This window comes from Reyranella sp. (genome assembly GCF_965227665.1).
In the GTDB taxonomy this organism is placed as follows: Bacteria; Pseudomonadota; Alphaproteobacteria; order Reyranellales; family Reyranellaceae; genus Reyranella.
In genome coordinates this window covers 1,364,869-1,386,420 of sequence record NZ_OZ245767.1, presented here as the reverse complement: position 1 = coordinate 1,386,420, position 21,552 = coordinate 1,364,869, and the positions used below count along the sequence as shown (strand labels likewise).

At 66.5% G+C, this 21,552-nt stretch carries 22 protein-coding genes; 16 read left to right on the top strand and 6 right to left on the bottom strand.

Going from position 1 to position 21,552, the window contains the following annotated elements; translation table 11 throughout:
- Positions 1 to 55 precede the first annotated feature (55 nt).
- Positions 56 to 850, bottom strand: coding sequence for an AraC family transcriptional regulator (locus ACO07I_RS06680; RefSeq protein ID WP_422015561.1), 795 nt, complete (start codon positions 848 to 850; stop codon positions 56 to 58).
- 71 nt (positions 851 to 921) lie between these two features.
- Here ACO07I_RS06680 and ACO07I_RS06675 point away from each other — a divergent pair, with 71 nt between their 5' ends.
- The 9 genes from ACO07I_RS06675 to ACO07I_RS06635 all read left to right on the top strand — a co-directional run bounded on the left by ACO07I_RS06675 (position 922) and on the right by ACO07I_RS06635 (position 11,630).
- Complete coding sequence (locus ACO07I_RS06675) at positions 922 to 2,115, top strand: MFS transporter (RefSeq protein WP_422015559.1); 1,194 nt, start codon at positions 922 to 924, stop codon at positions 2,113 to 2,115.
- Between the two features lie 92 nt (positions 2,116 to 2,207).
- On the top strand, positions 2,208 to 3,185 hold the full coding sequence (locus tag ACO07I_RS06670) for a Bug family tripartite tricarboxylate transporter substrate binding protein (protein ID WP_422015557.1): 978 nt from the start codon (positions 2,208 to 2,210) through the stop codon (positions 3,183 to 3,185).
- 5 nt (positions 3,186 to 3,190) lie between these two features.
- Positions 3,191 to 5,143: an alkyl/aryl-sulfatase gene (locus ACO07I_RS06665; protein ID WP_422015555.1), complete on the top strand. Its 1,953-nt coding sequence runs from the start codon at positions 3,191 to 3,193 to the stop codon at positions 5,141 to 5,143.
- A gap of 76 nt (positions 5,144 to 5,219) precedes the next feature.
- Entirely contained in the window at positions 5,220 to 6,533 is a 1,314-nt protein-coding gene (locus ACO07I_RS06660) for an ABC transporter substrate-binding protein (RefSeq protein ID WP_422015553.1), read from the top strand.
- 29 nt (positions 6,534 to 6,562) lie between these two features.
- Positions 6,563 to 7,348, top strand: a complete 786-nt coding sequence (locus tag ACO07I_RS06655; RefSeq protein ID WP_422015551.1) for an ABC transporter ATP-binding protein — start codon at positions 6,563 to 6,565, stop codon at positions 7,346 to 7,348.
- Between the two features lie 13 nt (positions 7,349 to 7,361).
- Positions 7,362 to 8,066 (top strand): ABC transporter ATP-binding protein, encoded by a 705-nt coding sequence (locus tag ACO07I_RS06650; protein WP_422015549.1) that lies wholly within the window; start codon positions 7,362 to 7,364, stop codon positions 8,064 to 8,066.
- A 135-nt stretch (positions 8,067 to 8,201) separates the two neighbouring features.
- The gene (locus ACO07I_RS06645) at positions 8,202 to 9,071 is read left to right on the top strand and encodes a branched-chain amino acid ABC transporter permease (RefSeq protein WP_422015547.1); all 870 of its coding nucleotides are present in this window, start codon (positions 8,202 to 8,204) and stop codon (positions 9,069 to 9,071) included.
- Positions 9,068 to 10,039 (top strand): branched-chain amino acid ABC transporter permease, encoded by a 972-nt coding sequence (locus ACO07I_RS06640; RefSeq protein WP_422015545.1) that lies wholly within the window; start codon positions 9,068 to 9,070, stop codon positions 10,037 to 10,039. Before ACO07I_RS06645 ends, ACO07I_RS06640 begins: the two co-directional genes overlap by 4 nt.
- Positions 10,032 to 11,630, top strand: coding sequence for a GMC family oxidoreductase (locus tag ACO07I_RS06635; protein ID WP_422015543.1), 1,599 nt, complete (start codon positions 10,032 to 10,034; stop codon positions 11,628 to 11,630). Before ACO07I_RS06640 ends, ACO07I_RS06635 begins: the two co-directional genes overlap by 8 nt.
- Here the strand turns inward: ACO07I_RS06635 and ACO07I_RS06630 are convergent.
- From ACO07I_RS06630 to ACO07I_RS06620, 3 genes are read right to left on the bottom strand one after another with little or no spacing between them, the layout of a single operon-like run.
- On the bottom strand, positions 11,598 to 12,650 hold the full coding sequence (locus ACO07I_RS06630) for an adenylate/guanylate cyclase domain-containing protein (protein ID WP_422015541.1): 1,053 nt from the start codon (positions 12,648 to 12,650) through the stop codon (positions 11,598 to 11,600). The genes ACO07I_RS06635 and ACO07I_RS06630 overlap by 33 nt on opposite strands.
- Positions 12,647 to 13,657 (bottom strand): threonine ammonia-lyase, encoded by a 1,011-nt coding sequence (locus ACO07I_RS06625; protein WP_422015539.1) that lies wholly within the window; start codon positions 13,655 to 13,657, stop codon positions 12,647 to 12,649. The genes ACO07I_RS06630 and ACO07I_RS06625 overlap by 4 nt, the downstream gene beginning before the upstream one ends.
- Positions 13,654 to 14,343, bottom strand: a complete 690-nt coding sequence (locus ACO07I_RS06620) for a haloacid dehalogenase type II (protein WP_422015537.1) — start codon at positions 14,341 to 14,343, stop codon at positions 13,654 to 13,656. The genes ACO07I_RS06625 and ACO07I_RS06620 overlap by 4 nt, the downstream gene beginning before the upstream one ends.
- A 67-nt stretch (positions 14,344 to 14,410) precedes the next feature.
- On the opposite strand from ACO07I_RS06620, the gene ACO07I_RS06615 reads away from it, so the two are divergent.
- From ACO07I_RS06615 to ACO07I_RS06590, 6 genes are all read left to right on the top strand, one after another.
- Entirely contained in the window at positions 14,411 to 14,698 is a 288-nt protein-coding gene (locus tag ACO07I_RS06615) for a monooxygenase (RefSeq protein ID WP_422015535.1), read from the top strand.
- A gap of 48 nt (positions 14,699 to 14,746) precedes the next feature.
- The gene (locus tag ACO07I_RS06610; protein ID WP_422015533.1) at positions 14,747 to 15,712 is read left to right on the top strand and encodes an aldo/keto reductase; all 966 of its coding nucleotides are present in this window, start codon (positions 14,747 to 14,749) and stop codon (positions 15,710 to 15,712) included.
- 121 nt (positions 15,713 to 15,833) lie between these two features.
- Positions 15,834 to 16,058 carry a hypothetical protein gene (locus tag ACO07I_RS06605; protein WP_422015531.1) on the top strand — a complete coding sequence of 75 codons (225 nt, stop codon included), beginning with the start codon at positions 15,834 to 15,836 and terminating at the stop codon, positions 16,056 to 16,058.
- Positions 16,033 to 17,205, top strand: coding sequence for a hypothetical protein (locus ACO07I_RS06600; RefSeq protein ID WP_422015529.1), 1,173 nt, complete (start codon positions 16,033 to 16,035; stop codon positions 17,203 to 17,205). The genes ACO07I_RS06605 and ACO07I_RS06600 overlap by 26 nt, the downstream gene beginning before the upstream one ends.
- 10 nt (positions 17,206 to 17,215) lie before the next feature.
- Positions 17,216 to 17,386 (top strand): hypothetical protein, encoded by a 171-nt coding sequence (locus ACO07I_RS06595; protein ID WP_422015527.1) that lies wholly within the window; start codon positions 17,216 to 17,218, stop codon positions 17,384 to 17,386.
- A 4-nt stretch (positions 17,387 to 17,390) separates the two neighbouring features.
- The gene (locus ACO07I_RS06590; protein ID WP_422015525.1) at positions 17,391 to 17,975 is read left to right on the top strand and encodes a nucleotidyl transferase AbiEii/AbiGii toxin family protein; all 585 of its coding nucleotides are present in this window, start codon (positions 17,391 to 17,393) and stop codon (positions 17,973 to 17,975) included.
- A 2-nt stretch (positions 17,976 to 17,977) separates the two neighbouring features.
- Here ACO07I_RS06590 and trxC read toward each other — a convergent pair whose 3' ends face one another.
- Together trxC and ACO07I_RS06580 are read right to left on the bottom strand one after the other, a co-directional pair.
- Positions 17,978 to 18,424, bottom strand: coding sequence for a thioredoxin TrxC (gene trxC / locus ACO07I_RS06585; protein WP_422015523.1), 447 nt, complete (start codon positions 18,422 to 18,424; stop codon positions 17,978 to 17,980).
- A gap of 24 nt (positions 18,425 to 18,448) precedes the next feature.
- Complete coding sequence (locus ACO07I_RS06580; protein ID WP_422015521.1) at positions 18,449 to 20,542, bottom strand: transglycosylase SLT domain-containing protein; 2,094 nt, start codon at positions 20,540 to 20,542, stop codon at positions 18,449 to 18,451.
- A gap of 111 nt (positions 20,543 to 20,653) precedes the next feature.
- Here ACO07I_RS06580 and dapA point away from each other — a divergent pair, with 111 nt between their 5' ends.
- Positions 20,654 to 21,532 (top strand): 4-hydroxy-tetrahydrodipicolinate synthase, encoded by an 879-nt coding sequence (gene dapA / locus ACO07I_RS06575; RefSeq protein WP_422015520.1) that lies wholly within the window; start codon positions 20,654 to 20,656, stop codon positions 21,530 to 21,532.
- The last annotated feature ends 20 nt before the right edge of the window (positions 21,533 to 21,552 follow it).

Genomic DNA, 21,552 nt, shown 5'->3' with positions numbered 1-21,552 from the left:
GTCAAGCGCTAACCATTTGCAAAAGCCCGGTAAATCCCGCACGGCCCGGAGGGTCTTAGCGCGGCGGGCGGTAGGCGCTGGGCGAAGCGCCCGAAGCACGGCGGAACATCGCGCTGAAGGCGCTGACGCTTTCATAGCCGAGGTCGAGGGCGACCTCGGTGACGGCCTGGCCGCCGCCCAGTCGGCCCATCGCTTCGAGCACGCGCGCCTGCTGGCGCCAGGCGCCGAAGGTGAGCCCCGTCTCCGTCATGAACAGGCGGGCCAGCGTCCGGGGGCTGGCATTCGCCCAGCCGGCCCACTCTTCCAGGGTGCGCTGCTCGCCCGGTTGGGCGAGCAGGGCCGAGCAGAGACGATGCAGGCGCTTGTCGCTCGGCATCGGAAGGTGCAGCGGCAGGGAGGGTCCGCGATGCAACTCGTCGAGGATCAACGCCACGACATGGCCCGCCGCGCCGCGCTCGTCATAGTCCACCGGCATTTCAGTCGCTCGCACGATCAATTCGCGCAGCAGGGGAGATATGTGCAGGACGCGGCACATTTCCGGCATACCGGCCGCAGCATCCTGGCGCAGATAGAGCGTGCGCATCGTCACGTCGCCGGACATGACGATCGAATGGTGGATGCCGGGCGGCATCCACAGCGCGCGCTGCGGAGGCACCACCCAGACGGCTTCCTCCGTGGAGACGCGCATCGTGCCGGCGGTCGCATAGATAAGCTGGGCCCGGCGATGGCGGTGCGGCGCGATTTCGAAGCCGTCGGGGAAGTCCTTGGGCATGGCCGCGACCGCCCGCGGCACGTGCTGGTAATCCTCGGGATTGGTCGAGCGCAGGCCGGCTTGGCGTTTTTGCGACATTAGTTGGCACTTTAGCGCAAGCCAGACAGTCGGACCAAGCCTAGTCTCGACGTCCCTGGAGGAACAACAAGATGAGCCACAGCAGCCCGACCTCTCTCCTGCTCAACATCGGCCACGCCATGGATCACTGGATCCTGGTGGTCTTCGCCTATTCCTGGGGCGTGATCGCCGGGGTGTGGGGCGTCGAGTGGACCGAGCTCACGCCGTTCAACTACGGCGCCCTCTTCATGTTCGGCGCCGGCTCGATCGTCAGCGGCCGCCTCGGCGACCATTGGGGCCGCTGGATCATGATGGTGATCTTCTTCACGGGCATGGGCGTCTCCGCCCTGATCATCGCGCTCTGTACCAACAAGTGGCAGATCGGCGCGGCGCTGACGCTGATGGGGGCCTTCGCCTCGATCTATCATCCGGTCGGCATCCCGATGCTGGTCCAGAAGGCCAAAAATCCCGGCTTCACGATCGGCGTGAACGGCCTGGCCGGCAACATGGGCATCGCCATCGCGGCGGGCCTCTCCGTCTATATCGCGCAACGCTTCGGCTGGCAGGCGGCGTTCATCATCCCCGGCGTCATCTGCCTGATCTGCGCCGTGGCGTTCGTCGCTTTGGTGCCGCGCGAGGAAGAGGCGCCGGCCAAGCGCAAGGCCAAGATGCTCGACCTGCCGCCGTCGGTCATGGCGCGCGTGTTCGCCATCATGACCTTCACCGCGGTGACCGGCAGCATCATCTTCAACTTCACGACCAACGGAAACGGCGAGCTGCTGGCCAATCGCGCCAAGGCCATCGCGCAGGATCCGGCGATGCTGGCCACCATGCTGTTCGTGATCTTCGCGCTGGCGTCGCTCGCGCAGCTCGTGGTCGGCAAGATGATCGACCGCTATCCGTTGAAGAACATCTACCTGCCGATCGTGCTGCTGCAGGTGCCGCTGTTCCTGATCGCCTCGCAGGTCGAGGGCTGGGCGCTGTTCTTCACGGCCATCGCCTTCATGCTGCTGGTGTTCGGTGCCATACCGTTCACCGACGCCATGATCGTGCGCTACATCGACGACCGCATGCGCAGCCGCGTCACCGGCGTCCGGCTGGCGATCGGCTTCGGCGTGAGTTCGTTCGTCGTGGCGCTGATCGGCCCGGCGGTGAAGGATGCCGGCTTCCCCGTGCTGCTGTCGGTGCTGGCGGGCGTGGCTTTCTGCTCCTTCCTTGCTTTGTCGATGCTGCCGAGCGAGAGCGACGTGCATGCCGCTTCAGCGGCGCCGAAACCCGCCGAGTAATACGTCTCCCTGCAAAACGACGGCCGCGCGCACATTGCGTGGTCGTCGCGCGTTTGCGATCCTGCCGCCAAGGAAAACGAGAGGGCAGGATCATGATCAAGAGACGTGGCGTGCTGGCGGGTGCCGCCGGCTGGACGATCGTCGGAGCCTCATCGGTGCGCGCCCAGACCTGGCCCAGCCAGCCGATCCGGCTTGTGGTGCCTTACGTTGCGGGCGGTTCGACCGACACGGCCGCCCGCATCGTCGCCGAAAAGCTGTCGGGGATGCTCGGGCAACAGGTGATCGTCGAGAACAAGGGTGGCGGCAACACCATCATCGGGATGGACGTGGTGGCCAAGGCCAAGCCTGACGGCAATACGCTCCTGCTGGGCGCCGCGACGATGGCGACCAACGTCGCCCTGGGGCTCAAGCAGCCGTTCGATCCGCTCAAGGATTTCCAGATGATCTCGACCCTGGTCGACATCCCCGATCTCCTGGCGATCGACGGCAAGGCCTTGCCGGCGAAGAACTACGCCGAATTCGCCGAATGGGTGAACAAGCAGCCGCAGCGCGTGCGCTATGCCACCTCGGGCATGGGCAACCAGCCGCATTTGTGGGGCGAGCTGTTCCGCACCCGCAACAAGCTCAACCTCGAGAGCGTGAGCTACAAGGGCGCGGCCGACGCCCTGCGCGACGTCATGGGCGGCCACCTGCCGATCATGATCGACGTCGTGCTGCCCACGGGCACGCACGTGGCGGCCGGCCGCTTGACTGGCATCGCCGTCGCCTCGCCCGAGCGCTCCACCGTCTGTCCCGACGTTCCGACCGTGGCCGAGCTCGGCATGAAGGATCTGGAGAGCGCCGCCTTCTTCGGGCTGGTGGGGCCGGCCGGCCTGCCGGCGCCGATCGTCGAGAAGCTGAACGCGCTGTGCCTCGAGACGCTCAAGGATCCGGCGGTCAAGAAGCGGTTCGCCGAACTCGGCTTCTTCACGACGGGCAGCACGCCGCAAGCCTATCTCGACCGGGTCAAGTCCGAGACCGAACGCTGGACCAGGGTCGTCAAGGAAAACAACATCAAGGTCGAGGGCTAGCAGTCATGGCGTCCGCGTCGTCCGTTCCGGTTCCTTCCTCCCATCTCGACGCCGCACGCGACGCCGAACCTGCAACCAAAGCCGCCAACACGGCGATGGCGGCGAAGCTGCCCTTTGCCGACACGGCCGACTTCGAGGCCGCGAAGCGCGGCCTGATTGCGACTGTGCCTGAAGGGATCGTGCGTACCGGCGGTGGCACGGTCCTCTGGAACCTGGGCGAATATGCCTTCATCGACGGCGAGCTGGCGCCGGACACGGTCAATCCCAGCCTGTGGCGCATCGCGCGCCTCAACCTCGCCAACGGCCTGTTCAAGGTCACGGACCGGCTCTACCAGCTGCGCGGCTTCGACATCGCCAACATGACGGTGATCGAGGGCGACAGCGGGCTGATCCTGATCGATCCGCTGACCACCGCAGAGGTTTCTCGCGCCGCACTCGAGCTCTACTACGCGCACCGGCCGCACAAGCCGGTGATCGCCGTGATCTATACCCACAGCCATGTCGATCATTACGGCGGCGTGCGTGGCGTCGTCGACGAGGCCGACGTCAAGGCGGGGAAGGTGCGGGTGATCGCGCCGGCCGGCTTCATGGAGGCGGTGTCGGGCGAGAACGTGCTGGCGGGACCGCCGATGGCGCGGCGCGCTCAGTTCCAGTTCGGCACGATGCTGCCGCGCGGTCCGCGTGGCCAGGTCGATGCCGGCCTGGGCAAGAGCGTGGCGCGCGGCACGCCCGGCCTGATCGCGCCGACGCAATCGATCGTGAAGCCGGTCGAGACGCATGTGATCGACGGCGTCGAGATCGTCTTCCAGCTCGCGCCGGAAACCGAGGCGCCGGCCGAGATGCATATGTTCTATCCGCAGCTCGGCGTGCTCAACATGGCGGAGAATGCCTGCCCCCTGCTGCACAATTTCATTCCGCTGCGCGGCGCGGTGGCGCGCGATCCGCGCATCTGGGCCAAGTATATCGGCGACGCCATCGCCCTGTACGGGCCGAAGACCAAGGTGCTGATCGGCCAGCATCACTGGCCGACCTGGGACAATGCGAAGATCATCGATTACCTGGAGGCGCAGCGCGACCTCTACAAGCACATCCACGACCAGACCCTGCGCTACATGAATCGCGGCTGGCGGCCGGCCGAGATCGCCGAGGTGATCGACCTGCCGCCGGGACTCGCCGAGCGCTGGTCGGTGCGCGGCTACTACGGCTCGGTCAGCCACAATGTGAAGGCCGTCTATCAGCGTTATCTCTCCTGGTACGACGCCAATCCCTGCAACCTGCACCCGCTGCCGCCGGCACCGGCGGCCGCCAAGTTCGTCGAATACATGGGCGGCGCGGCCGCGGTGATCGAACGGGCCCGCAAGGACTTCGGCAAGGGCGAGTTCCGTTGGGTCGCCCAGGTCATGAAGGAGGTCGTCTACGCCGAGCCGGAGAACAAGGAGGCCCGCGCGCTGTGCGCCGATGCGCTGGAGCAGATGGGCTATCAGGCGGAGTCTGCCACCTGGCGCAACGCCTTCCTCTATGGCGCGCAGGAGTTGCGGCACGGCGTCTTCCAGATGCCGGTGCGTCCGGGCATGGGCGCCGACACGCTGGCCGGCCTCACCAGCGAAGTCTTCTTCGACCTTCTGGCGATCCGCCTCGATGCGAAGCAGGCGGCGGGCCAGTCGCTGGTCGTCAACTGGCGCTTCACCGATCGCGACGAGACGCTGGTGCTGACCTTGAAGCACAGCACGCTCACGCATCGGATGGGCGAGGTCGCGGCGAATGCCGACGTCTCGGTCACCACGACGCGCGCGACCATGGACGCCATCGTCATGCGCAAGCTCACGATTCCCGACGCGCTGGCGAGTGGCGCGCTGCAACTCGAAGGCGAGGTGCCGAAGCTCGGTGCGCTGTTCGCGATGATGGACGCACCAGCGGGAATGATGTTCGAGATCCTCACGCCGGGGAAGGGCCGGTAGCGCGAAACGCTTGACAGAACCTCCCGCGTTCCCTGTGATGGGGACAAGAAATATTAAAAGTCTATGGGAGGAGTCTATGCTCAAGCGTAAGGCTGTTCGCGTGTTGGGTGGGGCGGTTGCTGCCCTCACGGCGCTGGGCATGGCGGTCTCCGCCCAGGCTCAGGAAAAGAAGATCAAGATCGGCGTCATCTACGATCTTACTGGCCCGCTGGCCGGCGGCGGCTCGGAGCTGAACTACACCGGCGCCAAGATCATGATCGACAACTTCATCAAGCAGGGTGGAGTCGAGGGTTACAAGATCGACGCGATCTACGCCGATGCGCAGAGCAAGCCCGACGTCGCCATCAACGAGGCGGTGCGGCTGATCGAGCAGGAGAAGGTGAACCTCGTGCTCGGCTTCTTCTCCTCGGCGCAGTGCGTGCCGGTGGCCGCGCGTGTCGAGCAGCTCAAGAGCTTCATGTGGATCACGACCTGCATCTCGACGGGCGTGGTCGAGAACAAGAACCTGAAATATGTCTTCCGCCCGCAGGCGAGCGGCCAGCAGTTCGGCCTGATGGCCGCCGACATGATCGAGAAGAACGCCAAGGCGAAGTTCGGCAAGGAGCCGAAGGACATGCGCGTGGCGATCATCCACGAGGACGGATCGTACGGCGTCGATGTCGCCAAGGGCAACGAGGCCGGCTCCAAGAAGGCCGGCTTCAACATCGTCATGAAGGAAGGCTATTCGGCGACCGCGCCCGACCTGTCGTCGCTGGTGACCAAGCTGAAGCGGGCCCGTCCCGACGTGATCTTCCACACCGGCTACAATCCCGACATCACGCTGTTCGCCCGCCAGGCGCGCGAACAGGGGCTGAAGTTCGGCGCCCTGGTCGGTCACGGGGCGGGTTACGGCGTCTATGAGAAGCTCAAGGACGGCATGGGCAGCGACGTGAACTACGTGTTCAACATCGATCCCATTTCGATCTGGCTGGCCAACCAGTCGACGCTCGATCCCAAGCTGCCGCCGGTGATCAAGATGGTGGGCGAGGAGTTCGACAAGCTGAAGCCCGGTGTCGCGATCCGCTCGGCGCATGTCGGCATTGCGGCCTCCAACACCTACGTCTTCTTCACCGAAGTGCTGCCGCGCGCGATCAAGAAGTACGGCGGCGTCGATCCCGACGCGCTGCGCAAGGCCGCTCTCGACGTCGACCTGCCGGAAGGCGGGACGATGCTGGGCTTCGGCGTGAAGTTCGCGGGCGAGGGGTCGCCGATCGCCGGCCAGAACGAGCGCTCCTTCCCGGTCATCATCCAGTATGTCGACGACAAGTCGTACGTGGTGTGGCCGAAGAGCCAGCAGCAGCGCGAGCCCGTGTTGCCGCTGCCCAAGACCTCGGGCTTCAGCAACCAGTAGGCCGCGGCCGCAACGAACGAGGGCGCGCCGTGCTGGTGGTCGAGGGTCTGGTCAAGCGTTTCGGCGGCTTCACGGCCGTGAACAACGTATCGTTCAAGGTCGATCAGGGCGAGATTCTCGGCCTGATCGGCCCCAACGGCTCGGGAAAGAGCACGATCTTCAACATGCTGTCGGGAACGTTCCCGCCGACCGCCGGGTCGATCCGGTTCGACGGGAAGGAGATCGCCGGCCTGCCGCCGCATCGCATCATCAACAGCGGCGTCGGGCGAACCTTCCAGATCCCGCGGCCGTTCCGCCGCCTGACCATCTTCGAGAACGTGGCGCTGGCAGGCTATTACGGCCAGGGCAGCCACAGCCTGGCCAGGGCCGAGGAGGCCGCCGAGCGGGCGCTCGCCATGGTTGGCCTGCCGACCGACCGCGGCGCCAGCGTCGACGGTCTGGGGGCGGCGGGGCTCAAGAAACTGGAACTGGCGAAGGCGATCGCGACGGGGCCGAAGCTGTTGCTGGCCGACGAGAGCCTGGGCGGTCTCGACGAGACCGAGATGGACCAGGCCGCCGACATGCTGCGCAAGATCCGCACCGAGCTCGGCATCACCATCATCTGGGTCGAGCACATCATGGGCGTGCTGATGAAGGTCGTGGATCGCGTCATGGTGCTCGATCATGGCGAGAAGATCTCGGAGGGCCTGCCGAGCGCGGTGTCGCACGATCCTCGCGTGATCGAGGTGTATCTCGGCACCGATGCGCACGCCACGCAGGCGACGGCCGCCGCGGCCGCCGCCGCGGCGACGGGCGGCAGCCCGGCCACGCGCTGACGGGATCGCCAGAATGCTCGAACTCAGATCGATCGACGCCGGCTACGGCAGGTTCCAGGCCCTGTTCGGCGTCGACCTGGACGTCAAGGCCGGCGAGGCGGTGGGCGTCATTGGCCCCAACGGCGCCGGCAAGACCACGCTGATGCGCGTCATCTCCGGCCTGATCCGCCCGACTCGCGGCTCGATCGGCATGCAGGGGACGGACGTGCTGGCGACCGCGGCGCACCGGATCGTCAGCCTCGGCATCGCGCACGTGCCCGAGAATCGCCGCCTGTTTCCGCGGCTCAGCGTTGAGGACAATCTGCGCATGGGCGCCTTCATGCCCGAGGCACGGGCGCGCTATCGCGAGCGCATGGACTTCGTGTTCGATCTGTTTCCGCGCATGAAGGAGCGTCGCAACCAGCTCGCCGGGACCATGTCGGGCGGCGAGCAGCAGATGTGCGCCATCGGGCGCGCGCTGATGAGCGATCCCAAGCTGCTGCTGCTCGACGAGCCGTCTGCTGGCCTCGCGCCCGTCGTCGTGCAGCAGGTGTTCGAACTGGTGAAGCGCATCCGGGCCGGTGGCCTCACGGTGCTCATCGTCGAGCAGAACGTGCAGCAGGTGCTGCAGGTCGTCGATCGCGCCTACCTTCTGGAGGCCGGCTCGATCCGGGCCTCCGGTGCGTCGGCCGACCTTCTGGCCGACGATTCCATCCGGCAGGCGTATCTCGGTGTTTAGGCTCAAGCATTTTCGGACGCCGGGGGCGCGCGACTCCAGTCGCGCGTCATGGCGGGCCGTCAATCAACATCGCGCCACTTCAGCACGGGGGTTACCCCGCGCGCAGTGGCGCGCCCCCAGCGAGGTGGCGCGATGATGGAAATTTTCGATATCTACCTGCTCGAGGCGCTGGTCAACGGCATCCTGCTGGGCGGTGTGCTGGCGCTGCTGGCCCTCGGCCTGAACCTGATCTTCGGCGTCATCGACGTGACCTGGATCTGCTACGCCGAGCTGGTGATGATCGGCATGTACGGCATGTACTACCTGTTTTCGGTGTACGGCCTGCCGTATTGGGTGGCGGCGCCGCTGTGCATCCTGCTGGTCGCGGCGCTGGGGGCAGCCTTGCACTTCCTGGTGATCGCGCCGCTGCTGGGCGCGCCGCCGATCAACCAGCTGCTCGCCACGGGCGGTGTTCTGTTCGTGCTGCAGAGCTTCGCCACGGTCGCCTTCGGTATCGACTTCCGCAATCTCGGCATCCGCCTGCCGGTGCTGGCGCTGGGCGAGATGCACTTCAGCTACGCCCGTCTCCTGGCATTCATCGCCGCGCTGATCGGCATGGTTGCGGTCTATCTCTTCATGACGCGGACCTATACCGGGACGGCCATCCGGGCGATCGCCCAGGATCGCCAGATCATGGCCCTGATGGGCGTCGACACCAAGAAGATCTATCTCGTCACCTCGGCGCTGGGCGGCGGCCTGGCGGGGCTCGCCGCCTGCCTGCTGGTGCTGCAGTACGACGTCCATCCCTTCGTCGGCCTGTCCTTCGGGCCGATCACCTTCCTGATCTGCGTGCTGGGCGGGCTCGGCAACTTCGTCGGTGGCTTCGTGGCCGCCTTCCTGTTCGCCGAGATCATCTCGCTCGGCGGGCTCTTCTCCGACCTCGAATGGGGCTACGTGCTGGCCTTCGCCTTCTTCATCGTCATGATGTTCATCCGGCCCGCCGGCCTGCTGGCGAAGCGCTCATGAACAAGCCGCTCGCCTGGGTCATCGGCCTGGCGGCGCTGGTCGCGCTGCCCTTCGTCTACCGCGATCCCTATCATCTGCACATCCTGGTGCTGATCCTCATCTGGTCGTTCGCCTACACCTCGTGGTCGATGATGGGGCGGTTCGGCCTGGTCTCGCTGGGCCATGGCGGCTTCATGGGTGTCGGCGCCTATGTGACGGCGCTCCTGTGGAATCATCTCGGCGTCTCGCCGTGGATCGGCATTCCGGCGGCAATGCTGTGTGCCGGCGCGCTGGCCCTGGTCGTCGCCTATCCCTGCTTCCGCTTCCGCATAACCGGCCATTATTTCGCGCTTGTGACGCTCGCTTTGTCCGGCATCGTGCTGCAGGTCATCATTGCCACCCGCGACTATACCGGCGGTTCGCTAGGTTACACACCGGAGCGCACAAAGGGCAGCCACATCCTCGCGTTGCAGTTCGACGACAAGGTCGTGTGGTACCTGATTGCGCTCGGCGTCTGGGCGGGCGGCCTCGCGGTGTGGTACTGGATCGACCACAGCATGAGCCGCTACGCGATGGAGGCGATCTCGGAAGACGAGGACGCGGCGGCGGCCGCGGGCGTGAACGTGACGGCCGAGAAGCTGCGAATCACCGTGATCAGCGCCGTCATGACGGCGATGGCAGGTGCGCTCTATGGCCAGTACCAGATGTTCATCGCCCCTGACACGGTGAGCGGCATCGCGGTCTCCCTGCAGATGGTGTTCGCGGCGGTCGTGGGCGGAATCTACGTGGCCCTTGGGCCGACGATCGGCGCGATCATCACCATCATGCTGGCCGAGATCCTGCGCATCGGCTTTGGGACCAAGGCGGTGGGCTGGGACAATCTGCTCTACGGCGTGCTGCTGGTCGTCTTCATCATCTTCCTGCCGAAAGGGATTCTGGGCAGCTTGCTCGCGTGGCTGAAGTCGCCTAGCAAGCAGAGGGATGGATGAGTTCGACTATGTCGTCGTAGGGGCGGGATCATCTGGCGGCCCCCTCGTTGACCGTTTGACGGCGACGGGGCGCCATTCCGTCCTGCTGTTGGAGGCCGGACCGGAAGCGACGAGCCCCTGGCTTTCGATTCCCGCGGGCTTCGCCAAGACCCTCATCGACCCGGCCGTGAACTGGAAATCCTGGACGCAGCCGGAGGAGGCACTCGGCGGACGCCGCGTGTACTGGCCGCGCGGCAAGGTTGTGGGCGGGTCGAGTGCGATCGGCGGCATGCTCTATGTTCGAGGGCTCGTCTCGGACTACGACAGGTGGCGCCGGTTGGGCAACGAGGGCTGGTCCTTCGAGGACTGCCTTCCCTACTTCCGGCGCCTCGAGGCGTTCGCCGACGGCGAGACGGAGCTTCGTGGAGGGCGCGGCCGGGTTGGGATCACTCAGGGCCAATACAGCAACGAACTCGGGGAAACCTTTCTCGACGCCTGCGTCGAGGCCGGCATGTGCCGGACGCCGGACTTCAACGGTCCGACTCAGGAGGGCGCGGGCTACTACCATGCCACCGGCAGTGGCGGGCGGCGCATATCGACGGGCCGGGCCTATATCGAAGCCGCCCGGCGCCGGCCGAACTGTCGGGTGCTGACGCGCGCCTTCGTCGAGCGCGTCGTGGTCGAAGGAGGTCGCGCCGTCGGCGTGATCTACCGCAGAGGCGGAACCAGCCAAGTTGCGCGCGCGCGCCGAGAAGTGATCCTGAGCGCCGGGGCCGTCGGCTCTCCGCAGCTGTTGCAGCTTTCGGGCATCGGGGCAGGGTCCCACCTCTCTTCGCTTGGCATTCCCGTCATCCGCGACCTGCCGGGCGTCGGCGAGAACCTCCAGGATCACTACTGCATCCGCTCGACCTATCGGACCTGGTGGCGCCTGTCGCTGAACGACGACTTTCACATGATTCACCGGCGCCTCAGTGCACTGCTCGTCTATGCCGCCTGGCGCATGGGTCCGCTCACCGCCATGCCGGCCTTCGCGGGCGCCTTCGCGCGCGTTCTGGCGCAATCGAGGGAGCCGGACACCCAGTTCTATTTCCTGCCGTGGTCCTTCGACAGTGTGGAGAAGGGACCGCATCCCTTTTCCGGCTTCACGATTCTCGCCAACCAGTGCCGGCCCGAAAGCCGCGGCCATGTCCGCATCACCTCGGCAGAGCCGGATGCGTCCCCCGCGATCGTTGGCAATTACCTGTCGACCGAGGGCGACCGGCAGGCCGTCGTCGCGGCGGCCCGCTTCACCCGTCTTCTGGCACGCTGCCCCGCCCTCGGCCGCATCGTCATTGAGGAAATGCTTCCAGGCGTTGAAGTCTGGAAAGACGAAGAGTTCCTGGCCTTTGCCCGTCAGGAAGGCCAATCGGCCTACAACCCGGTCGGCACCTGCCGGATGGGACATGATCCCGGAGCCGTGGTCGATCCCCGGCTCAGGGTTCACGGGGTTGAAGGCCTTCGGGTCGCCGACGCCTCGGTGATGCCGACGCTGGTATCGGGCAATACCAATGCGGCCTGCATGATGATCGGCGAGAAAGCCTCAGACCTGATCCTGGCCGACGCGGAGCGTTAGCCCGGCGATCTCCAGCGGCGCATCGCGACCGCGAATCGACAGGGTCGGCAGTCGCTCGATCCTCAGGTCGGGCGGAAGGCGGACCCGCGCCAGCAAGTCGGCGGAGACGAGGATGTCATGGCCCAGAGTCTTGGAGGCTTCGAGCAGGCGCGCCGCCACGTTCAGCGTGTCCCCGACATAGGCGATCTCCCGGCGCACGTCACCGATTTCGCCTGCAACGATCTCTCCGGTATGCAGCGCGGCCCGGAACGTTGGGACGGCGCCGAAACGATCGCGGTAGCGCGCGGCATTGCGGGCGATGTTCTGGCGGGCGAGGAACGGGCAGGCGAGACAGTCGCCCGCTTCGAGCGAGGGGCCGGCAGGCCATGTGAGGATCACCTCATCGCCCACATACTTGTGGATCTCCGCATCGCATTCCATCGCGGCATCGGCGACGTCGCGGAAAAAGGCGTTGAGCAGTTCGTGGAAGCGAATCGCGCCCAACTTCTCCGCCAGCCCGGTCGAATCCTTCATGTCGATCAGGAGGAACGCTTTCTGCTCGTTTCGGGGCCGGGCATAGCGCCCGACCAGCAGGTTCTTCAGGGTGCCGAATCCCAGCAGGCGGCCCGTCTCGATGATGAGGTTGCCGACCACGGACATGGCGATGGCGAAGAATACGGAGTTCCGGAAGATCGGATCGAACAGAACGAATTGCCGGGTTCCGATCGACATCAGCAGGCGCGAGAGAATCAGGGCCGTGACGATGACGACGCAGTAGAAGGCGACCTTCACGAGGAAATAGCCGGCGAGCGGCAGGCGGCGCATCCAGCCCAGGGCATGCATGCGTGCGCGCCGCACCTCGAAGAAGGTGATCGGTGTGGCGATCAGCAGCGACGTAAGGATACCCTGTATGACCCCATACAGCGGTGGCTCGTCGACCGGAGCCACCGCGTAGCCGAAGTAGGCGCTGATCACGGCACTGGCGAGGCTGATCCAGAGGATGATCCGCCATTCGCGGCGGTTGCGCCGCGACATCGTCATGCCGGGCTGTTTTGCATCCGGTCGAGCGCGCGCTTGAAGGTGGCGTGATCGACATTGCCGCCCGAGCACACGACGGCCACCGCTCGGTTCCCGACCGGCAGCTTGCCGGTGAGCGCCGCCGCCAGCGCCACCGCGCCGCCCGGCTCGACCACCAGCTTGAATTCGCGAAAGGCCAGTTCCATGGCGTCCAGCACCTCTTCATCCGTGACGACGAGCCCGGGACCGAGCAGCTGCTGCGCCAGCGGGAAGGTGACGTTGCCCGGGGTCGGCGCCAGCAGCGCATCGCAGATCGATCCGGAGAGCTTCTCGTTCTTCTGCTTGCTCCCCGCCGCGAGAGAGCGGGCGAGATCGTCGAAGCCGGCGGGCTCGCCGGCATGGACGGAAGTCGCCGGGCTGATGCCCTTGACGCCCAGCGCCACGCCGGTCGCCAGTCCGCCGCCCGAGCAGGGCGCCGCGACCGCGTCGAGGGTGACGCCCAGGGCCTTGGCCTGTTCGGCGATCTCGAGGCCGGCCGTGCCCTGGCCCGTCAGGATCCACGGATGGTCGTAGGGCGGCACGATGGTGGCGCCGGTCTTCGTGGCGATGCCGTGACCGATTTCCTCGCGGCTGTCCTTCACGCGATCGTAGAGCACCACCTCGGCGCCGCTCGCCCGCGTGTTGGCGACCTTGAGGGCCGGCGCATCGGCCGGCATCACGATGGTGGCCCTCGTGCCGAGCAGGCGGGCCGCCTCGGCCAGACCCTGCGCATGGTTGCCCGACGACCAGCCGACGACCCCCTTGGCACGGTCGGCCTCGCTCATGGAGGCGAGGAAGTTGTAGGCGCCGCGCAGCTTGAAGGAGCCGGTGCGCTGCAGGCACTCCGCCTTCAGGAACAGCCGCCCGCCGAGCTTGCGGTTGACCCTCTCGTTCTCGAGCAGGGGCGTGCGGATCGTGACGCCCTCGAGGCGCCGGGCGGCGGCCTGGACGTCGGCGAACGTGGGCGTGGCGAAAGCGGGCAGCGAACTCATCGTGGAACACCAATCAGGTCGGGGAGGTCGGAAAGATCGCGGATTTCAGCCGCAAGCGTGCCGGGCAGGTTATCGTTGGGGGCGCCGGTTCGGTTGACCCAGACGCTTCGGAAGCCGAATTGCGCGGCGCCATGCGCATCCCAGCAATTCGAGGAAAGGAAACAGACTTTGTCGGGCGTCACGCCGCAGCGTGCTTCGACAAGGCGATAGACGCGCGGATCGGGCTTGAAGACACCCGCCTCGTCGACACTCAGCACCGCCTCGAAACGATTGGCGAGGCCGGACGCCGCCACCATCGGATCGAGCATGCCGGGATTGCCATTGGACAGGATGGCGGTCCTCATGGCGGCGCGAGCGAGGCAGGCCAGCATGCCCGGCGCCTCCGGAAACGGATCGAGGGCCAGGTAAGCGCTCATCAGCCGCTCGTGCGCCACAGGATCGGTGACGCGATGAGCGGCCAGGCAATGGTCGAGCGCCTCTCCGGTCACCTGCCAGAACGGCGCATAGGAGCCCATGGCATTGCGCAGCCACGTGTACTGGATCTGCTTGGTTCGCCATAGTTCGGACAGGGCATCGGCCGAAGGCCCGACCGACCGGCGATGGCGCGCCACCGCCGAGTTGAAGTCGAACAGCGTACCGTAGGCGTCGAAGACGCACATCTCGATGCCTGGAAGGGGGGCGGCCATTCAATTGCTCCAGAGGGGTCCAGACCGTAGGCTAACAAGCATGTTCGTCGCCATCGTTCAAATCCCCATGTCCAGGCGTCCCCGGGACGCTGCCGTCGAAGCCGCCACGAAGTCGGCGCCGACCTATACCGCGCTGGGCGCGAAGGGCCTCTTGAGGAAATACTATCTCAACGGCGAGGCGGGCGGCGGCGGCGTCTATCTCTGGGCCTCGGAAGCGGCGGCCCGCGCCTGGTACACGCCGGAGTGGGAGGCCCGCATGGAGGCCGCTCGCGGCGCCAGGCCGTCTGTCACCTACTATGACAGTCACGTGGTCGTGGACAACGAGACCGGCCAGGTTCGCATCGAGAACGCTTGACGGCGCAACGGGCGTTGCGCGCTCCGAAGAAATGACAGGGAGGAAACAGTGCAGAAGCGCAAGCTGGGCCGGACGGGCCTCGAGGTTTCGGTGCTCGGATACGGTGCGGGCGCAGTCGGCGGACTCTTCACCAAGGGGGCGGCTCAGGACCAGGAGCGTGCCGTGGCGCGGGCGATCGAGGCCGGCATCAACTATTTCGACACGGCGGCGAAATATGGCGATGGCGAATCGGAGAAGAATCTCGGCCGGGTGCTGAAGACCCTCAAGGCCGACGTCATTGTCGGCACCAAATTCCGGCTCACCGCCGCGGATCGCGCCGACGTCGCCGGGCTCATCGTCCGGTCGACCGAGGAGAGCCTCAAACGCATGGGGAGGGACCATGTCGATCTGCTGCAGCTCCACAATCCGCTGGCGGCGGCGGACGGTGGCGACAGGCTGGATGTGGAGATCGCGTTGAACGAAGTAGTGCCGGCGCTGGAGAAGCTGCGGCAGCAGGGCAAGACGCGCTTCATCGGCTTCAGCGGCGTGGGCGAGCCCGCCGCGCTCCTGAAGGCCGTCGACTCGAATCTCTTCGACACGGTTCAGGTCGTCTACAATGCCCTTAACCCCAGTGCGGGCGGGCCGATGCCGAAAGGCGCGCCCGGCCTCGACTACGGCCGCCTGCTCGAGCGGGCTCAGGCCGCCGGGATGGGCACGATCGTGATCCGCGCACTGGCGGGTGGTGCGCTGGCCGGCACGACGGATCGTCACCCGCTCGCCCAGCAACAGGTCCCGCCGATCGGCTCGGCCCCGGACTTCGCAGGCGACGTCGCTCGTGCCCGCGCGCTGGAACCTCTCGTGAAAGAAGGTGTCGCCGACAGCCTGACCGAGCTCGGCGAGCGATTCGTGATTGCGCATCCGGGCGTATCGACGATGCTGGTCGGCTACTCGACGCTGCAGCACCTCGAGGAAGCGATCGCCGCCGTGAACAAGGGGCCGTTGCCGGCGGCTGCCATGCAGCGGATCGTGGGCTAGCGCAGCATGCAGGAACGTCACCGATGGCGAACCGCGTGGCGAATCGTGTGTGGGTGAAGGTCCTTACGGCTGACGAGAAGGCCGGCATAGGCGCGCGCTGCGAGCAGGTGATCACGCCTGTATGAAAACGCCTCGCACCCCCCGTTTCGACCTCACAGCCTTGCGTAAGCAGGCCGGCGCCAAGGTGTTCGCGCGGGGCGAGGAGTATCATCGCGACGGGCAGGTCGACCTCCTGTCGGTCGAGCGGGACCGGGTGCTCGCCCGGGTCCTCGGCTCGGAGGACTACCGCACCGTGCTGAGGGGGCGGGGAAAGAAGATCCGTGGCGACCGCTCTCGCCACGAATGAGGTCGCCGACGAGGGCTGGGAGAAAAAACCATCGGTCCTCGACCGCATCCGCGCCCATCTGAAGCAGAAGGGCGTCGACGCCTTGGTCGAGATGGTCGTCGAACTGGCCGAGCGCGACACGGCCCTCTTCCGCAAGTTGGAGATCGCCGCCACGGCCGCGTCTCCGGGCGCTGTGAAACGCCTCGAAAAGCAACTGTGCCGGGCGATCGACGGCGCCACGCGTACGGGCGGCTTCGTCGGCCCTGACGAAGTGGACGCCTGGGCCGACGATGTCGGTGCCGCGCTCGCCACCATCGCTCAACTCGCCGACGAGGGACACGCTGCTCTGGCTGTGGAACTCGCTCTCCACGCAATCGACCGCATCCATCTCGCCGCCTGCCTGCTGGCGAAGCCGGACCCAGTCATTTTTGCGCGAGAACTCTTTCCGCGCCAATTGCACGAGCAGTTCGACACCTTCTACCGGGCCGTGGTGCGCTACGCCGAGGTTTTGGGCGAAGCGGGCCTCGCCGAGTACCGCAAGCTTGCCGTCGAAGCCTGGGAAAAACTGCCGCCGCCGACATGCAAGCCTGTAACCGGGGATGAATGCGCTCGACTCATCGACATCCTCGACTTCTTCGCCGAGCGCGACGGCGACGTCGAGACGAGGATCGCCCTGCGGGCCCGGAAGCTGTCGACGTCATCCGATTATCTGACATTGGCAAAGTTTTGCCTTGCCGAGGGCCGCGCGGAGGAAGCGTTGCGGCGGGCGGAGGAGGGGCTGTGGATGTTCGAGGACCGGTGGCCCGACGAACGGCTGGTGCTCTTCGTCGTCAACCTGCTCGTCAAGTCCGGACGGAAGGAAGATGCCGCCACGGCTTTATGGAAGGCTTTCGAAAAGGCTCCAAGCCTGGATCTCTATCGGCCCATCCGAAAGCTGGGCGGGCAGGCTGCCCGCGAACGCGCCTTGACGTACCTGGAGGCGAAGGCAGCCAGCCAGCCAGCCTATGAGCGGGGATATGGCACCCGCCACGCTCATTCAAGTTCTCACCGAAGAGAAGATGTACGATGCCGCGTGGGCGGCCGTGCGCAATTACCCCGGAAAGGGGCCAACTCTAACCGGACCTCTCGCGGAGGCGACGGAGAAGACCCACCCGCAGGAGGCCCTTGAGACACATGCCTTGAATGTCGAATTCTACATCGCCAGGGGCGGGAACACGGGCAACAAAGAGGCCTGCCGGCTGATAGCCCGCATGGCGCGGTTGCGCGAGCCGGCTGCTCAGGCTCAGTATCTCGCGACGCTCAAGCAGCGTCACCGGCTCAAGCGCAACTTCATGAAGCTTCTGGGATGAAGCCATGCGGCGGTCCGAGATCGAGAAGCAGAACCAGTACCTCCTGCTTCAGCAGCGCGAGTTCCGCATGGCTGCGGACATCGTGACGGACGCGTTCATGGCTTTTCCCGATGTTCGCGCCGTAGCCGTCATCGGCTCGGTTGCCCGGAAGCTGTGGAAGGAGATCCCGCGTTTTTCGGAGTTTCGCCGCGCACGCATCGAAGTCTGGCACGAGTGCGCGGACCTCGATCTGGCGGTGTGGATTGACTCCCAGGGCCGACTGGACGAGATGCGCCGGGCGTTGGCGCAATCGCTGACTGCCGCTTTCAAGGCGGGCACGGCAGTGAGCGTTCCCAGCAATCGGGTTGACGTGTTTCTGTTCGAGCCGGGCAGCGACCGCTATCTCGGCCGGCTCTGCCGCTACAGTACGTGCCCCAAGGGCAAGCCCGATTGCCGCGTTCCCGGTTGCGGGACGATCCCTTTCAACAAGGTCGTCGAAGGCTTCCAGCCGAACGCCGATATCGTCGCTTCGGTCGCGGACACCATGCTCTACGAGCGTGGCAGGGGACGGCTGCGCTCGGCCCTCGATCTTCCGTCGGTCGAGGCCTGAGCTCAGCGGGCCAGCGCGTCGCGCGTCCAGCGCTCGATGGCGCTCGCGTCCATGGCGCCGGACTGGCGGGCGATCGGCTTGCCGTGGTGGAACAGGATCATCGTCGGGATCCCCTGGATGCCGAAGCGTTGCGCGAGCTCCTGCTCGTCGTCGGTGTTGATCTTGGCCAGCCGCACGGCGGGTTCAAGCCGCGCCGCCGCGCGCTCGAATTGCGGCGCCATGGCCTTGCAGGGCCCGCACCAGGGCGCCCAGAAGTCGACCAGCACCGGGAGGTCGCTCTTGGCTGCATGGGCTTCGAAGGTGCCGGCATCGAGCGCGACGGGATGGCCGTCGAACAGCGGCGAGCCGCACTGGCCGCACTTGCCCTTGTTGCCGGCCGCCAGCCTGTCGCGCGGAAAGCGGTTCAAGGTGCTGCAGCGAGGACAGGCGAGGAGGAGGGCATCGGTCATGGCGGTACCTCGAAGCATTTGGCGCTACGACCGGCCCACCGCGGGCGGCACGGTCTGGAAGGGGCCGGCGAGTCGTGCACGATAGACGGTGACGGCTTCCATGATGCGCTGGACGTAGTTGCGTGTCTCGCGGAACGGCATCATTTCGATCCAGTCGATCATGTCGATCTTGGCGGTGCGCGGGTCGCCGCCCCCCTCGATCCAGCGGGCCACCCGGTTGGGGCCGGCATTGTAGGCCGCGAGCGCCAGCTCGTAGGAGCCGCCGAAGCGCTGCAGCATCTCGGCGAGATACTGGCTGCCGAGCTGGACGTTGTAGGCGGGATCGCGGGTCAGCTTGCTCTCGATGAAGGGTACTTTCAACCGCCCCGCCACGTCGCGCGCCGTCGTCGGCAGGAGCTGCATCAGGCCCTGTGCATTGGAGGTCGAGATGGCGCCGGCATTGAACGAGCTCTCCTGCTTGGCGAGCGCCAGGGCGAGCGCCCGTTCGATCGATCCGGTGGCGCCAAGATCGACGATGGGAAAGGCCGCGTCGAACAGCACCACGCCATTTTCCGCGCCGCGGCGCGCCACCGTGAGGCCGACATCGGGGCGCTTGAGGTCCAGCGAGAGTTGCGCCAGCAGCGCCACTTCGCCCGGCGCCGTGACCGCGCGGGCGAGGCGCAAGAGGAACGGGCGAGCCCGGTCGTACTCCTCGACCTGGCCGAGATAGCGCGCCATCGTCGCCAGCTCGCGACCGGCGAGCGCCTGCTTGTCGGCGGCGGTGGGAACCGGATCGACCGGAAACTTCGGATTCACGCCCTGGAGCTTCCGGGCCGCCAGTTGGCCGTAGAAGGTCTGACCGAAGTCGGCCGCCCGCGCATACCAGGTGCTGGCATCCTTGCTCTGTTTGGCGGCCTCATAGGTGCGGGCGAGCCAGTAGGCGCCGCGGCTCTTCGAGATGTCGGTCGAGACGCCGTCGTACAGGGTGGAGAAATGTTTCAGCGCAACGGCTGGCTTCTTGAGCTGGCGGAGCGCGATCCAGCCCGAGAGGAACTCCGCCTCGGCGAAGGACACGCCCTTGGTGAGCCCGTGTCCGGTGGCGACCGCGTAGGCATCGGCCGGGCGATCGGCATCCAGCAGCGCCCGCACCACGAGATTGCGCTCGTTCCACCAGGCATCGGTCTGGTTGGGGATTGGACCGGCGAGCGCTGCCTTCGCCTCGTCCAGCGTTCCCGTGCGGCGTATCCATTGCATCCGCTCGAAGCGCAGCGTGGGGTCGTTCAGCCGCGCCGGTGGAAGCGCGCGCACGAGCTTGTCGGCATCGGCTGCGCGGGTCGCCATGGCAAGGCGGGCATTGGCAACAGCGAGATAGTCCGGCGGCAGCTTCGGCACCAGGTCGCGCGCCACCTGGTGGCGACCTTCGCGCAGGATGCGGTCGAAGCGGGCGACCTGGTCGGGGCCGGTCAGGAACTGGGCGTAGCGATTGAGGAAATCGTTCTCGTCGGAATTGCGCAGCGTGGCGTTCTGCCAGGTGTCGCGCGCGAAGCGGGCGACCTCGTTGGGCGCCGCCGTGCCGGCCGCCTCGAGCCGTCGCATGTGGCCGGTGCTGGTGAGGGGCGGGAAGGCCGTGAAATAGCGGACGACCTCGGTGGCCGGCGTCTCGGGGCCGATCCGCTCCTCCGCCTGGCGCCGCAGCACCTCGGGTTCGGGCCAGTCGGGCTGCTCGCGCAGGAAGCGCCAGGTCGCGGCGAAGCTCGCCTCGGTCCGCGGCGCGGCCCGCAGGATGCTCCAGGCGACGTAGCGGTCGAGCAGCGTATTGCGGAAGTTGGAGACGGCGGCCCGAGCATCGGCCCAGCGGCTGTCGTCTATCGCCTTGAGCGCCGCCGTGAAGGCTGCGATCTCCGCCGCGCTGAGCGGATTGGCGGCCACGGCCTGGGCGGGCGGCGCAGGTGCCGGAGAGGGCGCACTTCCCTGCATGGAGGATGCGGACGACGGCACCGAGGACGGCGGAGGTTCGGGCTTCTCGACGTCGCCCGGCAGCCGCCGCACGCCAGTCGTCGGCGCGGCCGGCTGGGCCAGGGCGGAGGTCGCCGCCAGCAGGGCGGCCAGGAGGATGAGGGGGGATTTGCTCTGTTTCACGCCAGGAATCGTAGGCAGGGAGTTACGGCATCACAATGGCAAGTTGCCCAACTTGCAGCGCCAAACCCCGGAGCCTAGAGTGGATCGTTAAGGCAAAATCGGAGGAAAGCCATGTTCACCGGATCGCTCGTCGCACTGATCACGCCGTTCAAGAACGGATCGGTCGACGAGAAGGGATTCGAGAAGTTCGTGGCCTGGCAGATCGAGGAAGGCACCGACGGGCTGGTCCCGTGCGGCACCACCGGCGAATCGCCCACCCTCTCGATGGAAGAGCACAAGCGCGTCATCGACATCTGCATCAGCGCGGCCAAGGGCTCGGGCGTTCCGGTGATCGCCGGCACGGGCTCGAACTCGACCGCCGAGGCGATCGAATTGACCCAGCACGCCAAGAAGGCCGGCGCGGACGCCGCCATGCTGGTCGTGCCCTATTACAACAAGCCCACCCAGGAAGGCCTGTTCCAGCATTTCAAGGCGGTGGCCGACGCCGTCGACATCCCCATCCTGCTCTACAACGTGCCGCCGCGCACCGGCGGCGACATGCAGGTGGAGACGGTGATCCGGCTCTCCCAGGTCAGGAACATCGTCGGCATCAAGGATGCGAGCTACGACATGGCGCGCCCGACCCTGACCCGGCTCAAGGCCAAGAAGGGCTTCATCCAGCTTTCGGGCGAGGATGCGAGCGCGCTGGGCTTCCTCGCGCAGGGCGGCGACGGCTGCATCTCGGTGACGGCCAACGTGGCGCCGCGCCTGTGCGGTGACATGCACGATGCGTGGAAGAAGCGCGATCTCGACAAGGCGTTCGAGCTGCAGGACCGGCTGATGCTGCTGCACAAGGCGATGTTCTGCGAGACCAGCCCCGGCCCGGTGAAGTACGCCGCCGAACTGATCGGCCAGTGCAGCGCCGAGATGCGGCTGCCGATGGTGCCGATCGCCGAGAGCAGCAAGAAGGCCGTGCACGAGGCCATGGTCCACGCCGGCCTCATCAACTAGAACAGCCCCCCAATTCAAAG